The organism is Curtobacterium sp. VKM Ac-1393, assembly GCF_015350995.1.
Lineage (GTDB): Bacteria > Actinomycetota > Actinomycetes > Actinomycetales > Microbacteriaceae > Curtobacterium.
The window spans coordinates 59,377-72,408 of sequence record NZ_JADKRW010000004.1 but is presented as its reverse complement, the minus strand read 5'-3'; the positions used below and the strand labels follow the sequence as shown (position 1 = coordinate 72,408).

The 13,032-nt window shown below is 70.3% G+C and carries 12 protein-coding genes; 8 read left to right on the top strand and 4 right to left on the bottom strand.

Annotation, left to right across the window (positions count from 1 at the left end; translation table 11 throughout):
* The first annotated feature begins 94 nt into the window (after positions 1–94).
* Positions 95–1,261, top strand: coding sequence for a sensor histidine kinase (locus ITJ59_RS09855; RefSeq protein WP_194650953.1), 1,167 nt, complete (start codon positions 95–97; stop codon positions 1,259–1,261).
* Positions 1,258–1,938, top strand: a complete 681-nt coding sequence (locus tag ITJ59_RS09850; protein ID WP_111085241.1) for a response regulator transcription factor — start codon at positions 1,258–1,260, stop codon at positions 1,936–1,938. The genes ITJ59_RS09855 and ITJ59_RS09850 overlap by 4 nt, the downstream gene beginning before the upstream one ends.
* Positions 1,939–2,029: 91 nt before the next feature.
* Here ITJ59_RS09850 and ITJ59_RS09845 read toward each other — a convergent pair whose 3' ends face one another.
* On the bottom strand, positions 2,030–2,566 hold the full coding sequence (locus tag ITJ59_RS09845) for a hypothetical protein (RefSeq protein ID WP_194650952.1): 537 nt from the start codon (positions 2,564–2,566) through the stop codon (positions 2,030–2,032).
* Positions 2,567–2,703: 137 nt separating this feature from the next.
* Between ITJ59_RS09845 and ITJ59_RS09840 the strand changes: the two genes are divergently transcribed.
* Genes ITJ59_RS09840 through rlmB form a run of 4 tightly spaced genes read left to right on the top strand, consistent with a single transcriptional unit; the run spans position 2,704 to position 6,981 of the window.
* Positions 2,704–3,186 carry a CarD family transcriptional regulator gene (locus ITJ59_RS09840; RefSeq protein WP_017888066.1) on the top strand — a complete coding sequence of 161 codons (483 nt, stop codon included), beginning with the start codon at positions 2,704–2,706 and terminating at the stop codon, positions 3,184–3,186.
* A 44-nt stretch (positions 3,187–3,230) separates the two neighbouring features.
* Entirely contained in the window at positions 3,231–4,514 is a 1,284-nt protein-coding gene (gene ispF / locus ITJ59_RS09835) for a 2-C-methyl-D-erythritol 2,4-cyclodiphosphate synthase (RefSeq protein WP_194650951.1), read from the top strand.
* Between the two features lie 18 nt (positions 4,515–4,532).
* Positions 4,533–5,942 (top strand): cysteine--tRNA ligase, encoded by a 1,410-nt coding sequence (gene cysS / locus ITJ59_RS09830; RefSeq protein ID WP_194650950.1) that lies wholly within the window; start codon positions 4,533–4,535, stop codon positions 5,940–5,942.
* Positions 5,943–5,970: 28 nt separating this feature from the next.
* Complete coding sequence (rlmB, locus tag ITJ59_RS09825) at positions 5,971–6,981, top strand: 23S rRNA (guanosine(2251)-2'-O)-methyltransferase RlmB (protein WP_194650949.1); 1,011 nt, start codon at positions 5,971–5,973, stop codon at positions 6,979–6,981.
* A 196-nt stretch (positions 6,982–7,177) separates the two neighbouring features.
* On the opposite strand, the gene ITJ59_RS09820 is transcribed toward rlmB, so the two are convergent.
* Positions 7,178–8,491 (bottom strand): DUF4032 domain-containing protein, encoded by a 1,314-nt coding sequence (locus tag ITJ59_RS09820; RefSeq protein ID WP_194650948.1) that lies wholly within the window; start codon positions 8,489–8,491, stop codon positions 7,178–7,180.
* 88 nt (positions 8,492–8,579) lie between these two features.
* Entirely contained in the window at positions 8,580–9,680 is a 1,101-nt protein-coding gene (locus ITJ59_RS09815) for an ABC transporter ATP-binding protein (protein WP_194650947.1), read from the bottom strand.
* A gap of 264 nt (positions 9,681–9,944) precedes the next feature.
* On the opposite strand from ITJ59_RS09815, the gene ITJ59_RS09810 reads away from it, so the two are divergent.
* Positions 9,945–10,859, top strand: a complete 915-nt coding sequence (locus ITJ59_RS09810; protein ID WP_194650946.1) for a thioredoxin domain-containing protein — start codon at positions 9,945–9,947, stop codon at positions 10,857–10,859.
* Between the two features lie 24 nt (positions 10,860–10,883).
* On the opposite strand, the gene ITJ59_RS09805 is transcribed toward ITJ59_RS09810, so the two are convergent.
* A complete protein-coding gene (locus ITJ59_RS09805) occupies positions 10,884–11,774 on the bottom strand; it encodes a neutral zinc metallopeptidase (RefSeq protein ID WP_194650945.1) in 891 nt (296 codons plus the stop codon).
* A 110-nt stretch (positions 11,775–11,884) separates the two neighbouring features.
* Here ITJ59_RS09805 and ITJ59_RS09800 point away from each other — a divergent pair, with 110 nt between their 5' ends.
* The gene (locus ITJ59_RS09800; RefSeq protein WP_194650944.1) at positions 11,885–13,027 is read left to right on the top strand and encodes a glycerol dehydrogenase; all 1,143 of its coding nucleotides are present in this window, start codon (positions 11,885–11,887) and stop codon (positions 13,025–13,027) included.
* The last annotated feature ends 5 nt before the right edge of the window (positions 13,028–13,032 follow it).

Sequence of the window (13,032 nt, the reverse complement as noted above, 5' to 3'; positions counted from 1 at the left end):
GAACGGTGACGTGGGGCTGAACGCTTCGCGATCCGGCCTTCCGGGGCGGGTGAACGGTACCGGAACCCCGCATGACCATCCCTACACTGGCGACATGGACAACGCGTGGCTCGTGCCACTGTCGATGCTCCTCGGCGGGGTCTTCGGCGCGGGCGTCGTGGTGCTGATCATCACCGCCGAGCGCACGGCACGTGCTGCCGACGTGGCGGAGCGGACCCTGCCGGACGGCGTCGCCGCGGTGATCGCGACGATGCACAACCCGGCGGTGGTCATCGACCCGTCGAACACCGTCGTCGCCGCCTCCCCGCAGGCACTGACCGTCGGACTGGTCGTGCGCCGCCGGCTCGCCCACCAGGAGCTCCTCGACCTGGTCGACCGGGTCCGCAAGAGCGGTGAGATGGGGGCGGAGGACCTCGAACTCCCACGTGGTCGGCACGGCGAGCTCATCGGGTACCTCAGCTTCCGGGCCGCGCAGCTCGGCAACCGGTACGTGCTCATCACCGCGGACGACCTGACCGAGAGCCGGCGCATCGACGAGGTCCGCCGTGACTTCGTCGCCAACATCTCGCACGAGCTGAAGACCCCGATCGGCGCCATCGGCCTGCTGTCCGAGACGCTCGTGATCGCGGCCGACGACCCGGAACACGTCAAGAAGTTCGCCGCGCAGCTCATCACCGAGTCCGAACGACTCGGCGCGCTGACGAAGGACATCATCGAGCTGTCCCGGCTGCAGTCGGTCGACACGTTGGAGAACAGCGAGGAGACCGGCATCGACAAGATCGTGCAGGCCGCGATCGACGCCAACGAGGTGGTCGCCCGGGCCCGTTCGATCGAGATCATCCGGGCGAAGAAGTCCAAGCTCCGGGTGATGGGCGACCCCGGCCTGCTGCAGGTCGCCGTGTCGAACCTCATCGCCAACGCGGTGAAGTACTCGCCGGACAACACCCGTGTCGGCGTGGGTGTCCGCTCCGCCAAGGGGTTCGTCGAGATCGCGATCACCGACCAGGGCGTCGGTATCCCCGAGGCCGACCTGGACCGCGTGTTCGAGCGGTTCTACCGTGTCGATCCGGCGCGCTCGCGGGCCACCGGTGGCACCGGCCTGGGCCTCGCCATCGTCAAGCACGTCGTGGGCAACCACGGCGGCGACGTCCGTGTGTGGTCGCAGCCCGGCAAGGGCTCGACCTTCACCATCCGCCTGCCCGAGGCGGACACCGAACTGACCACCGCACTCGAAGAGCAACTGGAAGAGCAGCCATCGTGACCAAGATCCTCATCGTCGACGACGAGCCGGCCCTGAGCGAGCCCCTGGAGTTCCTGCTGCAGCGCGAAGGGTACGAGACCTCCGTCGCCGCCGACGGCGTGACCGCGCTGTCGAAGTTCGACTCGGAGAACCCGGACCTGGTGCTCCTCGACCTCATGCTGCCGGGGTTGTCCGGCACCGAGGTCTGCCGTCAGATCCGCACCAGGTCGAACGCACCGATCATCATGTTGACGGCGAAGGACTCCGAGGTCGACATCGTGGTCGGGCTCGAGCTCGGCGCCGACGACTACGTGACGAAGCCGTACTCGACCCGGGAGCTGCTGGCTCGGATCCGTGCGGTCCTGCGTCGCCGCACCGAGGACGACCCGGCGGACAGCGGGATCCTGCAGGTCGGCGGCATCCGCATGGACGTCGAGCGGCACACCGTGTCGGTGGACGGGTCGGAGACGGCGATGCCGCTCAAGGAGTTCGAGCTGCTCGAGCTGCTGCTCCGCAACGCTGGCCGGGTGCTGACCCGCGGCCAGCTCATCGACCGGGTGTGGGGCTCCGACTACTTCGGCGACACGAAGACGCTCGACGTGCACATCAAGCGCATTCGCTCGAAGATCGAGCGGGTGCCCTCCACCCCGGAGATCCTGGTGACGGTGCGCGGACTCGGGTACCGCATCGAGGCCTGAGACGCACGGACAGGAGGCCCGGTGCGAGTCCCAGGGACTCGCACCGGGCCTCCCGGTCTGAAGCGCGTGCGCTCGCGCGTGCGCGGAGCGGCTACTCGCCGTCCGTCGGCGTGGCCGACGGGGTCTCGACGGGCAGCGTGACCCCGCCGGTCGGCTCGGGGGTCGAGGTCGGCGCGAGGGTGGCGTACTCCTCTTGCGAGGTGGTCAGCACCGGGACGTTGGCCGAGACGCCCTCGGCGTCGGGGTACGAGAAGTACACCTTGACGAGCGAGCCGGGCTTCGCGTCCGCGCTGTCGAAGTCGAGGGTGGCGTGCTGCGAGTCGTTCGCCAGGTCGACGGTCGAGTTCGCCGGCAGCAGCACGGTCTCGGTGTCGCCGCCGATCTCGACGGAGACGGTGATGCCGTCGGTGTCCGAGTTGTTCACCAACGTGCCGATGAAGCGTGCACCCTCGCCGTCGTCCGAGATCAGGATCGCGTTGCGGACGTCGACCTTGCCGGTCGTCACGTTCACGCCGTCGGTGATCTGCTTGATGTCGACGGTGTGCGCGGGCGACATGAACTCGCACCCGGTGGCGCCCAGCGCGATGGTTGCCGCAACGGCGACGGACACGAGTACCCGAGCTCGCAAGATATTCCTCCGTAAGACGATGAGGACCAGACGGTCCCGCTCCATCTTAGCGATCACCGGGAAGCCCGAGTGCTGAGGGTCCCCTTACCCGAACACCCCTTGTGGTAAACTGGAAGTCTGGGAACGGAGCCTGATACATGCAATTCGAGGTCGGCGAGACCGTCGTCTACCCCCACCACGGGGCGGCAACCATCTCTGAAGTCAAGACGCGCGTCATCAAGGGTGAGGAAAAGGTCTACCTGAAACTGCGGGTCACGCAGGGCGACCTGACGATCGAGGTACCGGCGGACAACGTCGACCTGGTCGGGGTCCGCGACGTGATCGGCAAGGAAGGGCTCGACAAGGTGTTCGAGGTCCTCCGGGCTCCGTTCACCGAAGAGCCCACCAACTGGTCGCGCCGGTACAAGGCGAACCTCGAGAAGCTCGCTTCCGGGGACGTCATCAAGGTGTCCGAGGTCGTCCGCGACCTCTGGCGACGAGACCAGGACCGCGGCCTGTCCGCCGGCGAGAAGCGGATGTTGGCCAAGGCGCGCCAGATCCTGATCTCCGAGCTGGCCCTGGCCGAGAAGACCGACGAGGACAAGGCATCGACCGTCCTCGACGAAGTCCTCGCGTCCTGAGCGCACTGCACGCAACGACCACGACCGCGCGGTTCCCCGAAGGGGTGGACCGGGCGGTCGTCGTCGTTGCAGCGGGTTCCGGGACCCGACTCGGCATCGGCACCGCGAAGGCGTTCGTCCCCGTCGCGGGGCAGCTGATGCTCGCACGGGCGCTCGCGCCGCTGTTCACGCTGGCGTCCCCGACGCTGGTCGTCGTGGTCGCGCCCTCGGCCTTGCTCGAGGACTGCCGCCAGGTGGTCGCCTCGGTCGCGGGCGCTGCGGTCGCGTACACGGCGGTGGTGCCGGGAGGCACGGATCGCCATGGTTCGGTCCAGGCCGGCCTGGCCGTGCTGCCGGACTCCGTCACCTCGGTGCTGGTGCACGACGCGGCGCGGTGCCTGACGCCCGCTGCGCAGTTCGCGCGGGTGTTCGACGCTGTCGCGGGTGCGCTCGACGCGGGTGCGCTCGACGCGGGTTCGCTCGACGCGGGCGCGGGCGCGGGCGCGGGCGCGGGCGCGGGCGCCGGCGTCGACGTCGACGTCGGTGGTGTTGTCGGCTTCGTGCCCGCGCTCCCGGTGACGGACACGATCAAGCGGGTGTCCGGCGACGTGGTCGTCGAGACCGTCGACCGCGCCGCACTCGTCGGGGTCCAGACGCCGCAGGGCTTCCCGCTCGACGCGCTCCGACGGGCGTACGCGCTGTCGGCGCAGTCCGAGACCGACGACGCCGGCGTGTTCCAGGCTGCCGGTGGCACGGTGCGCTTCGTGCCCGGCGACGCCGATGCGTTCAAGATCACGACGCCGTGGGACCTCGGACGAGCAGAGTCGATCGTCCGGTCGCGGTCCGGTTCCGGGGCCGGGGGTGCTGCCGATCCCGCCGCGCCCGTCCGCTTCGGCCTGGGGGTCGACGTCCACGCCTTCGACGCCGAGTCGCCCTGCCGCGTCGGCCTGCTCGACTTCCCCGGCGAACCCGGGCTCTCCGGCCACAGCGACGGCGACGCGGTGGCCCACGCCGTGTGCGACGCGCTGCTGTCCGCCGGCGGACTCGGTGACATCGGCGGGACGTTCGGCACGTCCGACCCCGCCTACGCCGGTGCCGCCGGGGACGTCTTCGTCCGCGGCGCCGTCGGGCTGCTCGCCGACGCCGGGCTCGTGCCCGTGTCGGTCACGGTCCAGGTGATCGGGAACCGACCGCGCATCGGGGCCCGTCGCGCCGAGATGCAGGACGCCCTGTCCGCCGCCGTCGGTGCCCCGGTCGCGGTGTCCGGCACGACGACCGACGGCCTCGGGTTCACCGGCCGGGGCGAGGGGCTCGCCGCGATCGCCACGGCCGTCATCCGTCCGGTCTGACGTCCTAGGCTGGGGATCGTGACCGTTCGCCTCTACGACTCCCGCGCCGCAGCCGTCGTCGACCTCGTCCCCCTGGTCGACGGACAGGTCAGCGTCTACGTCTGCGGTCCGACGGTGCAGTCGTCGCCGCACATCGGGCACCTGCGCTCGGCACTGGTCTACGACATCTGGCGGCGCTGGCTGACGTACCGCGGCCTGCGCGTCACCCTCGTGCGGAACGTCACCGACATCGACGACAAGGTGCTCGACCTGGCCGCCGGCACCGACGAAGCGTGGTTCGCCCGCGCGTACCGCGTCGAACTCGAGTTCACCGCCGCGTACAACGCCCTCGGCATCCTGCCCCCGACGTACGAGCCGCGTGCCACCGCGAGCGTGCCGCAGATGCACGACATCATCACGAAGCTCCTCGAGCGTGGCCACGCCTACGTCGCCGCCGACGACTCGGGTGACGTCTACTTCGACACCGGCAGCTGGGAGTCCTACGGGGCGCTCACCCGACAGCGTCGCGAGGACATGGTCGAAGCCGCCGACGCCGACCCCCGCGGCAAGCGCGACGCCCGCGACTTCGCCCTCTGGAAGGGCGCGAAGCCCGGTGAGCCGTCGACCGCGTCGTGGGACTCCCCGTGGGGACCCGGCCGTCCGGGCTGGCACATCGAGTGCTCCGCGATGTCCCGGCGCTACCTCGGCCCGGCGTTCGACATCCACGGCGGTGGCCTCGACCTGCGCTTCCCGCACCACGAGAACGAGCTCGCGCAGTCGACCGCCGCGGGTGACCCGTTCGCGTCGTACTGGCTGCACAACGGCCTCGTCACGGTCGAGGGCCAGAAGATGTCGAAGTCGCTCGGCAACTCGATCTTCGCCGCCGACTTCCTCGCCGCGGCCCGGCCCGCCGTCGTGCGGTACTTCCTCGGCGCCGCGCACTACCGTTCCTCGATCGACCACCACGACGGCTCGTTGGCCGAGGCCGAGGCCGCCTACGACCGCATCGACGGGTTCCTGGCGCGGGGCGAGAAGCGGCTCGAGGGCGTGCACCTCGCCGACGCCCCGGCCGTACCGGATGCCTTCGCTGCGGCCATGGACGACGACCTCGCCGTGCCCCAGGCGCTGGCCGTCCTGCACGAGACCGTCCGGGCCGGCAACGCAGCGCTGGACGCCGACAATGCGGAAACGCTCGGCGTCGCGTACCATCAGGTGGCCGCGATGGTAGAGGTCCTCGGCATCGACCCGCGAGCCGCCCACTGGTCGGGGGGCGGCCAGGACACCTCGGCAGGCCCGCTCGCCGCTCTCGTCGAACGCCTCGTGCAGGAGCGCGCGGACGCAAGGGCAGCACGGGACTTCGCTGCGGCCGACCGCGTGCGCGACGACCTCGCAGCCGCGGGCATCACGATCGAGGACACGCCGTCCGGAACACGCTGGAGCATCGCCTGAACACGGCAGTGCCGAACAGGAGCTACGCATGAAGAACGTCTCGGGAAGCAAGAAGGGTCGGCCCGGCGCCGTCCGCGCCGGTCGCAAGGGCAACAAGCAGGTCGGCTCCGGTGGTCAGGGTGCCCAGGCGCTCGAGGGTCGCAAGCCGACCCCGAAGGCCGAGGACCGGCCGTACCACCCCGCCGGCAAGCGCAAGGCCGCGAAGGACCGCTTCGAGGCGGCCAAGGGCCGGCACGGTTCCTCGAGCAGCTCGCAGGGCCGCACCGGTCGTCCGCCTGCTCGGAAGACCGACGACTCCGAGCTGGTGACCGGACGCAACTCCGTGCTCGAGGCGCTGCGCACGAAGACCCCGTCGACGACGCTCTACATCGCGTCGCGCATCGAGGTCGACGACCGCGTCAAGGAGATCCTGACGCTCGCGAACCACCGCAGCGTGCCGATCATCGAGCTCATGCGTCCCGAGCTCGACCGCATCACCGGCCACGACAGCGTGCACCAGGGCGTCGCGCTCAAGGTGCCGGCGTACGAGTACGCCGTGTCCGAGGACATCGTCGAGCAGGCCTTCTCGCGCGACCAGGTCCCGCTGCTCGTCGCACTCGACGGCATCACCGACCCGCGCAACCTCGGTGCGATCATCCGCTCGACTGCGGCCTTCGGTGGGCACGGCGTCATCGTGCCGCAGCGTCGCTCGGTCGGCGTGACGGCCTCGGCATGGAAGACCTCGGCCGGTGCCGCGGCCCGCACGCCCGTCGCGATGGCCCCGAACCTCACCCAGACGCTGAAGTCCCTCAAGTCGATGGGCCTGTTCGTCCTCGGGCTGGACGGCGACGGCGACGTGGAGCTCGACGGCCTCGCGCTCGCCGACCGGCCGATCGTGATCGTCGTGGGTTCCGAGGGCAAGGGCCTGTCGCGCCTGGTCACCGAGACGTGCGACGCGATCGTGTCGATCCCGATCTCGAGCGCGACCGAGTCCCTCAACGCCGGCATCGCCGCGAGTGTCACCCTGTGGGAGGTCGCCCGGCGCCGTCGCGCCGAGTAGACGCCACCACCCTGGAGGCCCGGGGCCGGTCCGCGAGACCGGCACCGGGCCTCCTGTGCGTCCGTGGGGTTCCACGACATGCCGCGTGCGTCGTGCCGAGGTTCCACAGACGGACGTTCGGTGCGCCGAGGTTCCGAGATTTCGGAACCTCGACGGGGCGGGGCGGGGCGCGGGCTGGCGGGGCTGCGCGCGCGGGTCAGACGGTGGCGCGCCAGTCCTCGACGTCGTCGGACTCGTCGGCTGCGGGCTCGGCGTCGTCGACGACGGGGATCGGCAGCGTCATCGACGAGGTCGGCGGGTTGATGAGCAGGCGCTCGTCACGACGGTGTCGCAGCACGTCGTTGATGTACGCGGTCGTGGCCTCGGGCAGCGAGACCGAGCGCTCCTCTTCCTGCGACATGAACCAGCGATGCTCGAGCAGCTCGTGGAACACCTCGGCGGGCTCGAGCCGGCCGCGCAGGTCGCGGGGGATCGAGCGGACGACGGGCTCGAACACCCGCGAGACCCACTCGTGCGCCACCATCTCCTCGTCGAGTTCGTCGCGCCCGTTGCGTGCGCGGTACGAGTCGAGGTCGTTGAGCAGGCGTCGGGCCTGGTTCTCGCCGGCGTCCAGGCCGGTGAGCCGGAGCAGACGACGCTGGTGGTGTCCGGCGTCGACGACCTTCGGCTGGATCCGCACCTGCGAACCACCCTCGGTCGTGTGGATCGAGAGCTCCTCGATGTCGAAGCCGAGCTCGTTGAGTCGCTCGACGCGGTCGTTGATGCGCCAGCGTTCCTTGATGTCGAACTGCTCGGTGCCGGTGAGCTCCGTCCAGAGCGTCCGGTACTGCGCCACGATGCGGTTCGAGACGTCGACGGGGTCGGCGTTCTCGTCCAGCCGGCCGCCCGCCTCGAGGTCGAGGAGTTCGCCGGCGATGTTCACGCGTGCGACCTCGAGGTCGTTCTCGCGCTGCCCGTTCGAGAGGCCGCCGGGGTAGAGCTTGCCGGTCTCGGCGTCGACCAGGTACGCGGCGAACGAGCCGGCGTCGCGCCGGAACAGCGTGTTCGAGAGCGAGACGTCGCCCCAGTAGAAGCCGATGACGTGCAGTCGGACCAGCAGCAGTGCGAGGGCGTCGACGAGTCGGGTCGCGGTCTCCGGGCGCAGCGTCTGCGAGTACAGCGCGCGGTAGGGCAGCGAGAAGCGCAGGTGCCGCGTCACGAGCACGGGGTGCAGCTGCTCGCCGTCGGCGTCCACCCGGTTCGTGATCACGGCGACGGGGTCCACGCACGGCACGTCCATCCGCTGCAGTGTGCGGAGCATGTCGTACTCGGACCGGGCGACCTCTTCGCCGGTCTCCTTGACCGCTGCGACGTAGCCGCTCAGGTGCACGAACCGCACGAGGTGCCGCGAGATGCCCTTCGGCAGGGCGACGATGGTCTCGTCCGGCCAGTCCGCGAGCGGCAGGTCCCACGGCAGGTCGAGCAGGCCGGGGTCGACGGTGGCTGCGGTGATGGACATCGAGTCGGGCACGGTGGATCCTTCGGTGTCGTGGGGGACAGCCGAGAGCCCGCGACCCGCCCTTGTGAGGCGGCGCGGGCTCTCGGGGAGTGCGCTTCGGTTACGCGCTGACGACGGCCTTGTCGTCCAGGCGCTCGCCCGACTCGGTGTCGAAGGCGTGCACGTGGCCCGACTTCGGCGTCACCACGATGGTGTCACCGATCGACGGGTGCGAACGGCCGTCCACGCGGGCGACGATGTCGACGCGCGTGCCCTTGACGTCGGCGTGACCGTAGAGGTAGCCGTCGGCGCCGAGTTCCTCGACCACGTCGACCGTGACCGGCAGGCCCTCGCCCGACTGCGCCACGACGACGTCCTCGGGGCGGATGCCCACGGTGATCTGGGCGGAACGCGCGTTGGAGAGCGTGTCACGGTCGATCGCGTGGTTGAGCGAGCCGAACTTGATGCCGCCCTCGACGACGTCGGCGGGCAGCAGGTTCATCGCCGGCGAGCCGATGAAGCCCGCGACGAAGACGTTGTTCGGCTTCTCGTACAGGTCGCGCGGCGTGCCGACCTGCTGCAGGATGCCGTCCTTGAGCACCGCGATGCGGTCACCCATGGTGAGGGCCTCGGTCTGGTCGTGCGTGACGTAGACCGTGGTGACGCCGAGACGACGCTGCAGCGATGCGATCTGCGTACGGGTCTGGACGCGGAGCTTGGCGTCGAGGTTCGACAGCGGCTCGTCCATGAGGAACACCTGCGGCTGACGGACGATCGCACGGCCCATCGCGACGCGCTGTCGCTGACCACCGGAGAGCGCCTTCGGCTTGCGGCCGAGGTAGTCCTCGAGGTCGAGGAGCTTGGCGGCCTCCTGCACGCGGGTGGCGCGCTCGTCCTTGCCGACGCCGGCGATCTTGAGCGCGAAGCCCATGTTCTCGGCGACGGTCATGTGCGGGTACAGCGCGTAGTTCTGGAAGACCATCGCGATGTCGCGGTCCTTCGGCGGGACGTCCGTGACGTCGCGGTCGCCGATGCGGATCTGACCGGAGTTGACCTCTTCGAGGCCGGCCAGCATGCGGAGGGAGGTGGACTTGCCGCAACCCGAGGGGCCGACGAGGACGAGGAACTCGCCGTCGGCGACGTCCAGGTCGAGGGAGTCGACCGCAGGACGGTTGCCTCCGGGGTAGAGACGGGTTGCCTTGTCATAGGTGACGGACGCCATGAGCGTTCGGTCCTTTCTTCACCGGCAGGTACGTGCCGGACGATCCGAGTGAAGCGGTCAGCCCGCGAGGGCCCCGGATGGTCGTCGTCGACCATCGAGCTTCATACAACACGAGTTCTCGCGGCTGCGCCAGTGTTTTCCACCCGGCCGGGCCGTTCCCAGAGCGTGGTTGGGTGGTTCCCAGAGCGGCCTACTACAATCGCCGGGTCCGTCCGCCGAGCGGGGGTAGGTCGTGCGGACGCCGATCAGGAGGACGACGCACCGATGACCAACCGCCCCGAGGGTGACGCCCGCGCCGCGCGGAACGAGCGCCGCGAAGCCGCCCGACAGCGAGCGCAGCGCCACAGGACACAGCAGAAGCGCCGTCAGCGCGGAACCCGGCTCGGACTGCAGATCGGGATCGGTGTCGTGCTCCTCGCCGCGGCCACGATCGTGACGCTCGTCCTCGTCGACTCCGTGAAGCCCGCCGGCCCCGGTCCGTCGACCATGTCGCAGGGCGGCATCACGCTCGGCCAGGGTCTGAAGCCGGTGACCGCCTCGAGCAGTGCGTCGCCGAGCGCCTCGGCCACCGCAGGTGCCGGCACCGTGCGCATCACCCTGTACGTCGACTACCTCTGCCCGACCTGCGGCGAGTTCGAGCAGGCCAACGGCGACTACATCGAGAGCCTGGTCGACTCCGGGGCGGCCACCGTCGACATCCACCCCGTCGCGATCCTGTCGAACCGGTCGCAGGGGACGAAGTACTCGCTCCGCGCCGCGAACGCTGCCGCCTGTGTCGCCGAGCGCTCGCCGAACCAGTTCTACGCGGTGAACAAGGCGCTCTACGCCGAGCAGCCGGAAGAGGGCACCCCGGGGCTCACCGACGCGCAGCTCACCAAGGTCGTCACGGGCGTCTCGGGGCTGCAGGACCGCCGCGCCGTGACGAGCTGCATCGCCGACCAGGACTACAGCAAGTGGGTCGACGAGCAGACCACCGCGGTGTCCGGCGGGGACATCCCCGGGTCGACGCTCACCGAGTTCCCCGGCACACCGCTGGTGCTCGTGAACGGGCAGCAGTACGAGCTGACCTCGCCGATCACGAACGACGACTTCCGCACCTTCGTGGTGACGGCGGCCGGAGCCACCGAGGCCACCCCGACGCCGACGCCCACCCCGAGCGCGACGCCGTCGAAGGGGTGATGCGCCGCTGAGCGTCGCTGTCGCCTACAGGGACGAGCCCGGAACGCTGAACGTGTCGCAGCTCGTCGCGCCCTGCTGGTAGCCGCGGATGAACCACTTCTGGCGCTGTTCGCTCGACCCGTGCGTGAACGAGTCCGGGTCGACACGGCCGCTCGAGCGCTCCTGGATGCTGTCGTCGCCCACCGCACTCGCGGCGGACAGGGCGTCGGCGATCTCGGAGCGGCTGATCGGCTCGAAGAAGGTCTCGCCGTTCGCGTCCTCGGTGTTCGCGGCGTCGCCGACCCACGCGCCGGCGTAGCAGTCGGCCTGCAGCTCGACGCGGACACTGCCGGACGACGCCCCGGTGCCCGAGCGGTCCGTGCTGGCGAACGCGCCCTGCAGCTGCTGGATGTGGTGGCCCCACTCGTGCGCGACGACGTACATCTGCGCGAGCGGTCCGCCCGACGACCCGTACGTCGACTGCAGGTCGTCGTAGAACGCGGTGTCGAGGTAGACCGCGCGGTCCGGCGGGCAGTAGAAGGGTCCGGTGGCGGCCGACGCCTGGCCGCACGACGTGTCGGTCGAGCCGTCGAACAGGAAGAAGTCCGGCGCCGTGTACGCGATCCCCAGCGCCCGTGCCTCGGCCGTCCAGTAGCCGTCGAGGGACTCCGCGGCGCCCTCCATCCGGCATTCGACCTTCAGGTTGGCGTCACGGCCGGTGCGGCACTCCGGTGCGGCGTCTACGGTTTCCCCCTGTTGTTGGATCTGCGTCGTGCCCCCGTCGCCGACCAGCCCACTGAGATCGAAACCGGTGAACTGCGCGACCAGGAACACGATGATGGCCGTGACGCCGACCGCTCCGCCGCCGACCGCGGCTGTCCGACCCCGGCGCTTCACCCGGCCGCCCTTGAGCTGCGAATCGTCGTTGAACGTCATGCCCCGAATGTACGGCTCACCGGACTCGCACGCCGCACGCATGCCCCGGGCGTACCGTCGGGATCGTCGGCGACCCCGACACGTGTCGTCCAACCGGAAGGAACCACACCATGGCCACTCCCATCAGCACCGTGATGAGCCCCGCCCGCTACGTGCAGGGCAAGGACGCGATCACCCGCGTCGGCGAGTTCGTCGCCCCCATCGGCAAGCGTCCCCTGATCGTCGCCGACGACGTCGTGTGGGGCATCGTCGAAGCGGCGGTCACGGCGAGCTTCGAAGCAGCCGACCTGCGGGTCGAGCGGGTCGGGTTCGGCCGGTTCGCCACCCCGAAGGCGGTCGACGACCTCGTCGAGCAGATCCGGTCGACCGAGGCGGACGTCATCGTCGGGCTCGGCGGCGGTTCGGCGATCGACGCCGCGAAGGCCTCCGGGCACCTCGCCGGCATCCGCTGGGCGAGCGTCCCGACGGCGGCGAGCACCGACGCCCCGACCTCGGCGCTCGCGGTGATCTACTCCGAAGAAGGAGAGTTCATCGAGTACCGGTTCTTCCCGCACAACCCCGACCTCGTCCTCATCGACACGAAGCTCGTCGCGAACGCGCCCGTCCAGTTCCTGGTCGCGGGCATCGGCGACGCCCTGGCCACCTGGGTCGAGGCCCGTGCCGCCAAGCGTGCGAACGCCGACACCATGGCCGGCGGGCTGCAGACCGAGACCGGCGTCGCGCTCGCCGAGCTGTCCTGGAAGCTGCTGCACGAGAACGCCCTGCAGGCCATCGAGGCCGTGAAGGCCAAGGTGGTCACGCCCGCGCTCGAGAAGGTCGTCGAGGCGAACACCCTGCTGTCGGGCCTCGGCTTCGAGTCCGGCGGGCTCGCGGCCGCGCACGCCATCCACAACGGACTGACCGCGGCCCCGCAGGCGCACGGCCTGGCGCACGGTCAGAAGGTCAACATCGGCACGATCGCGCAGCTCGTGCTCGAGGGGGCCCCGGCCGAGGAGATCGAGGACTTCGTCGTCTTCACCACGAAGGTCGGCCTGCCGAACACCCTGACCGAGATCGGGCTGACCGTCGACGACACGACGGAACTCCGCGCCGTCGCCGAGGCCGCGACGGTCGAGGGCGAGACCATCCACAACATGCCGTTCCCGGTCACGCCGGAGCTCGTGGTGGACGCCCTCATCGCCGTCGAGGGCATCGCACGCAGCATCCGTGCCGAGCACGGCCTGCCGGAGCCGGTCCTGTACCAGCACCGCTGAGGGAC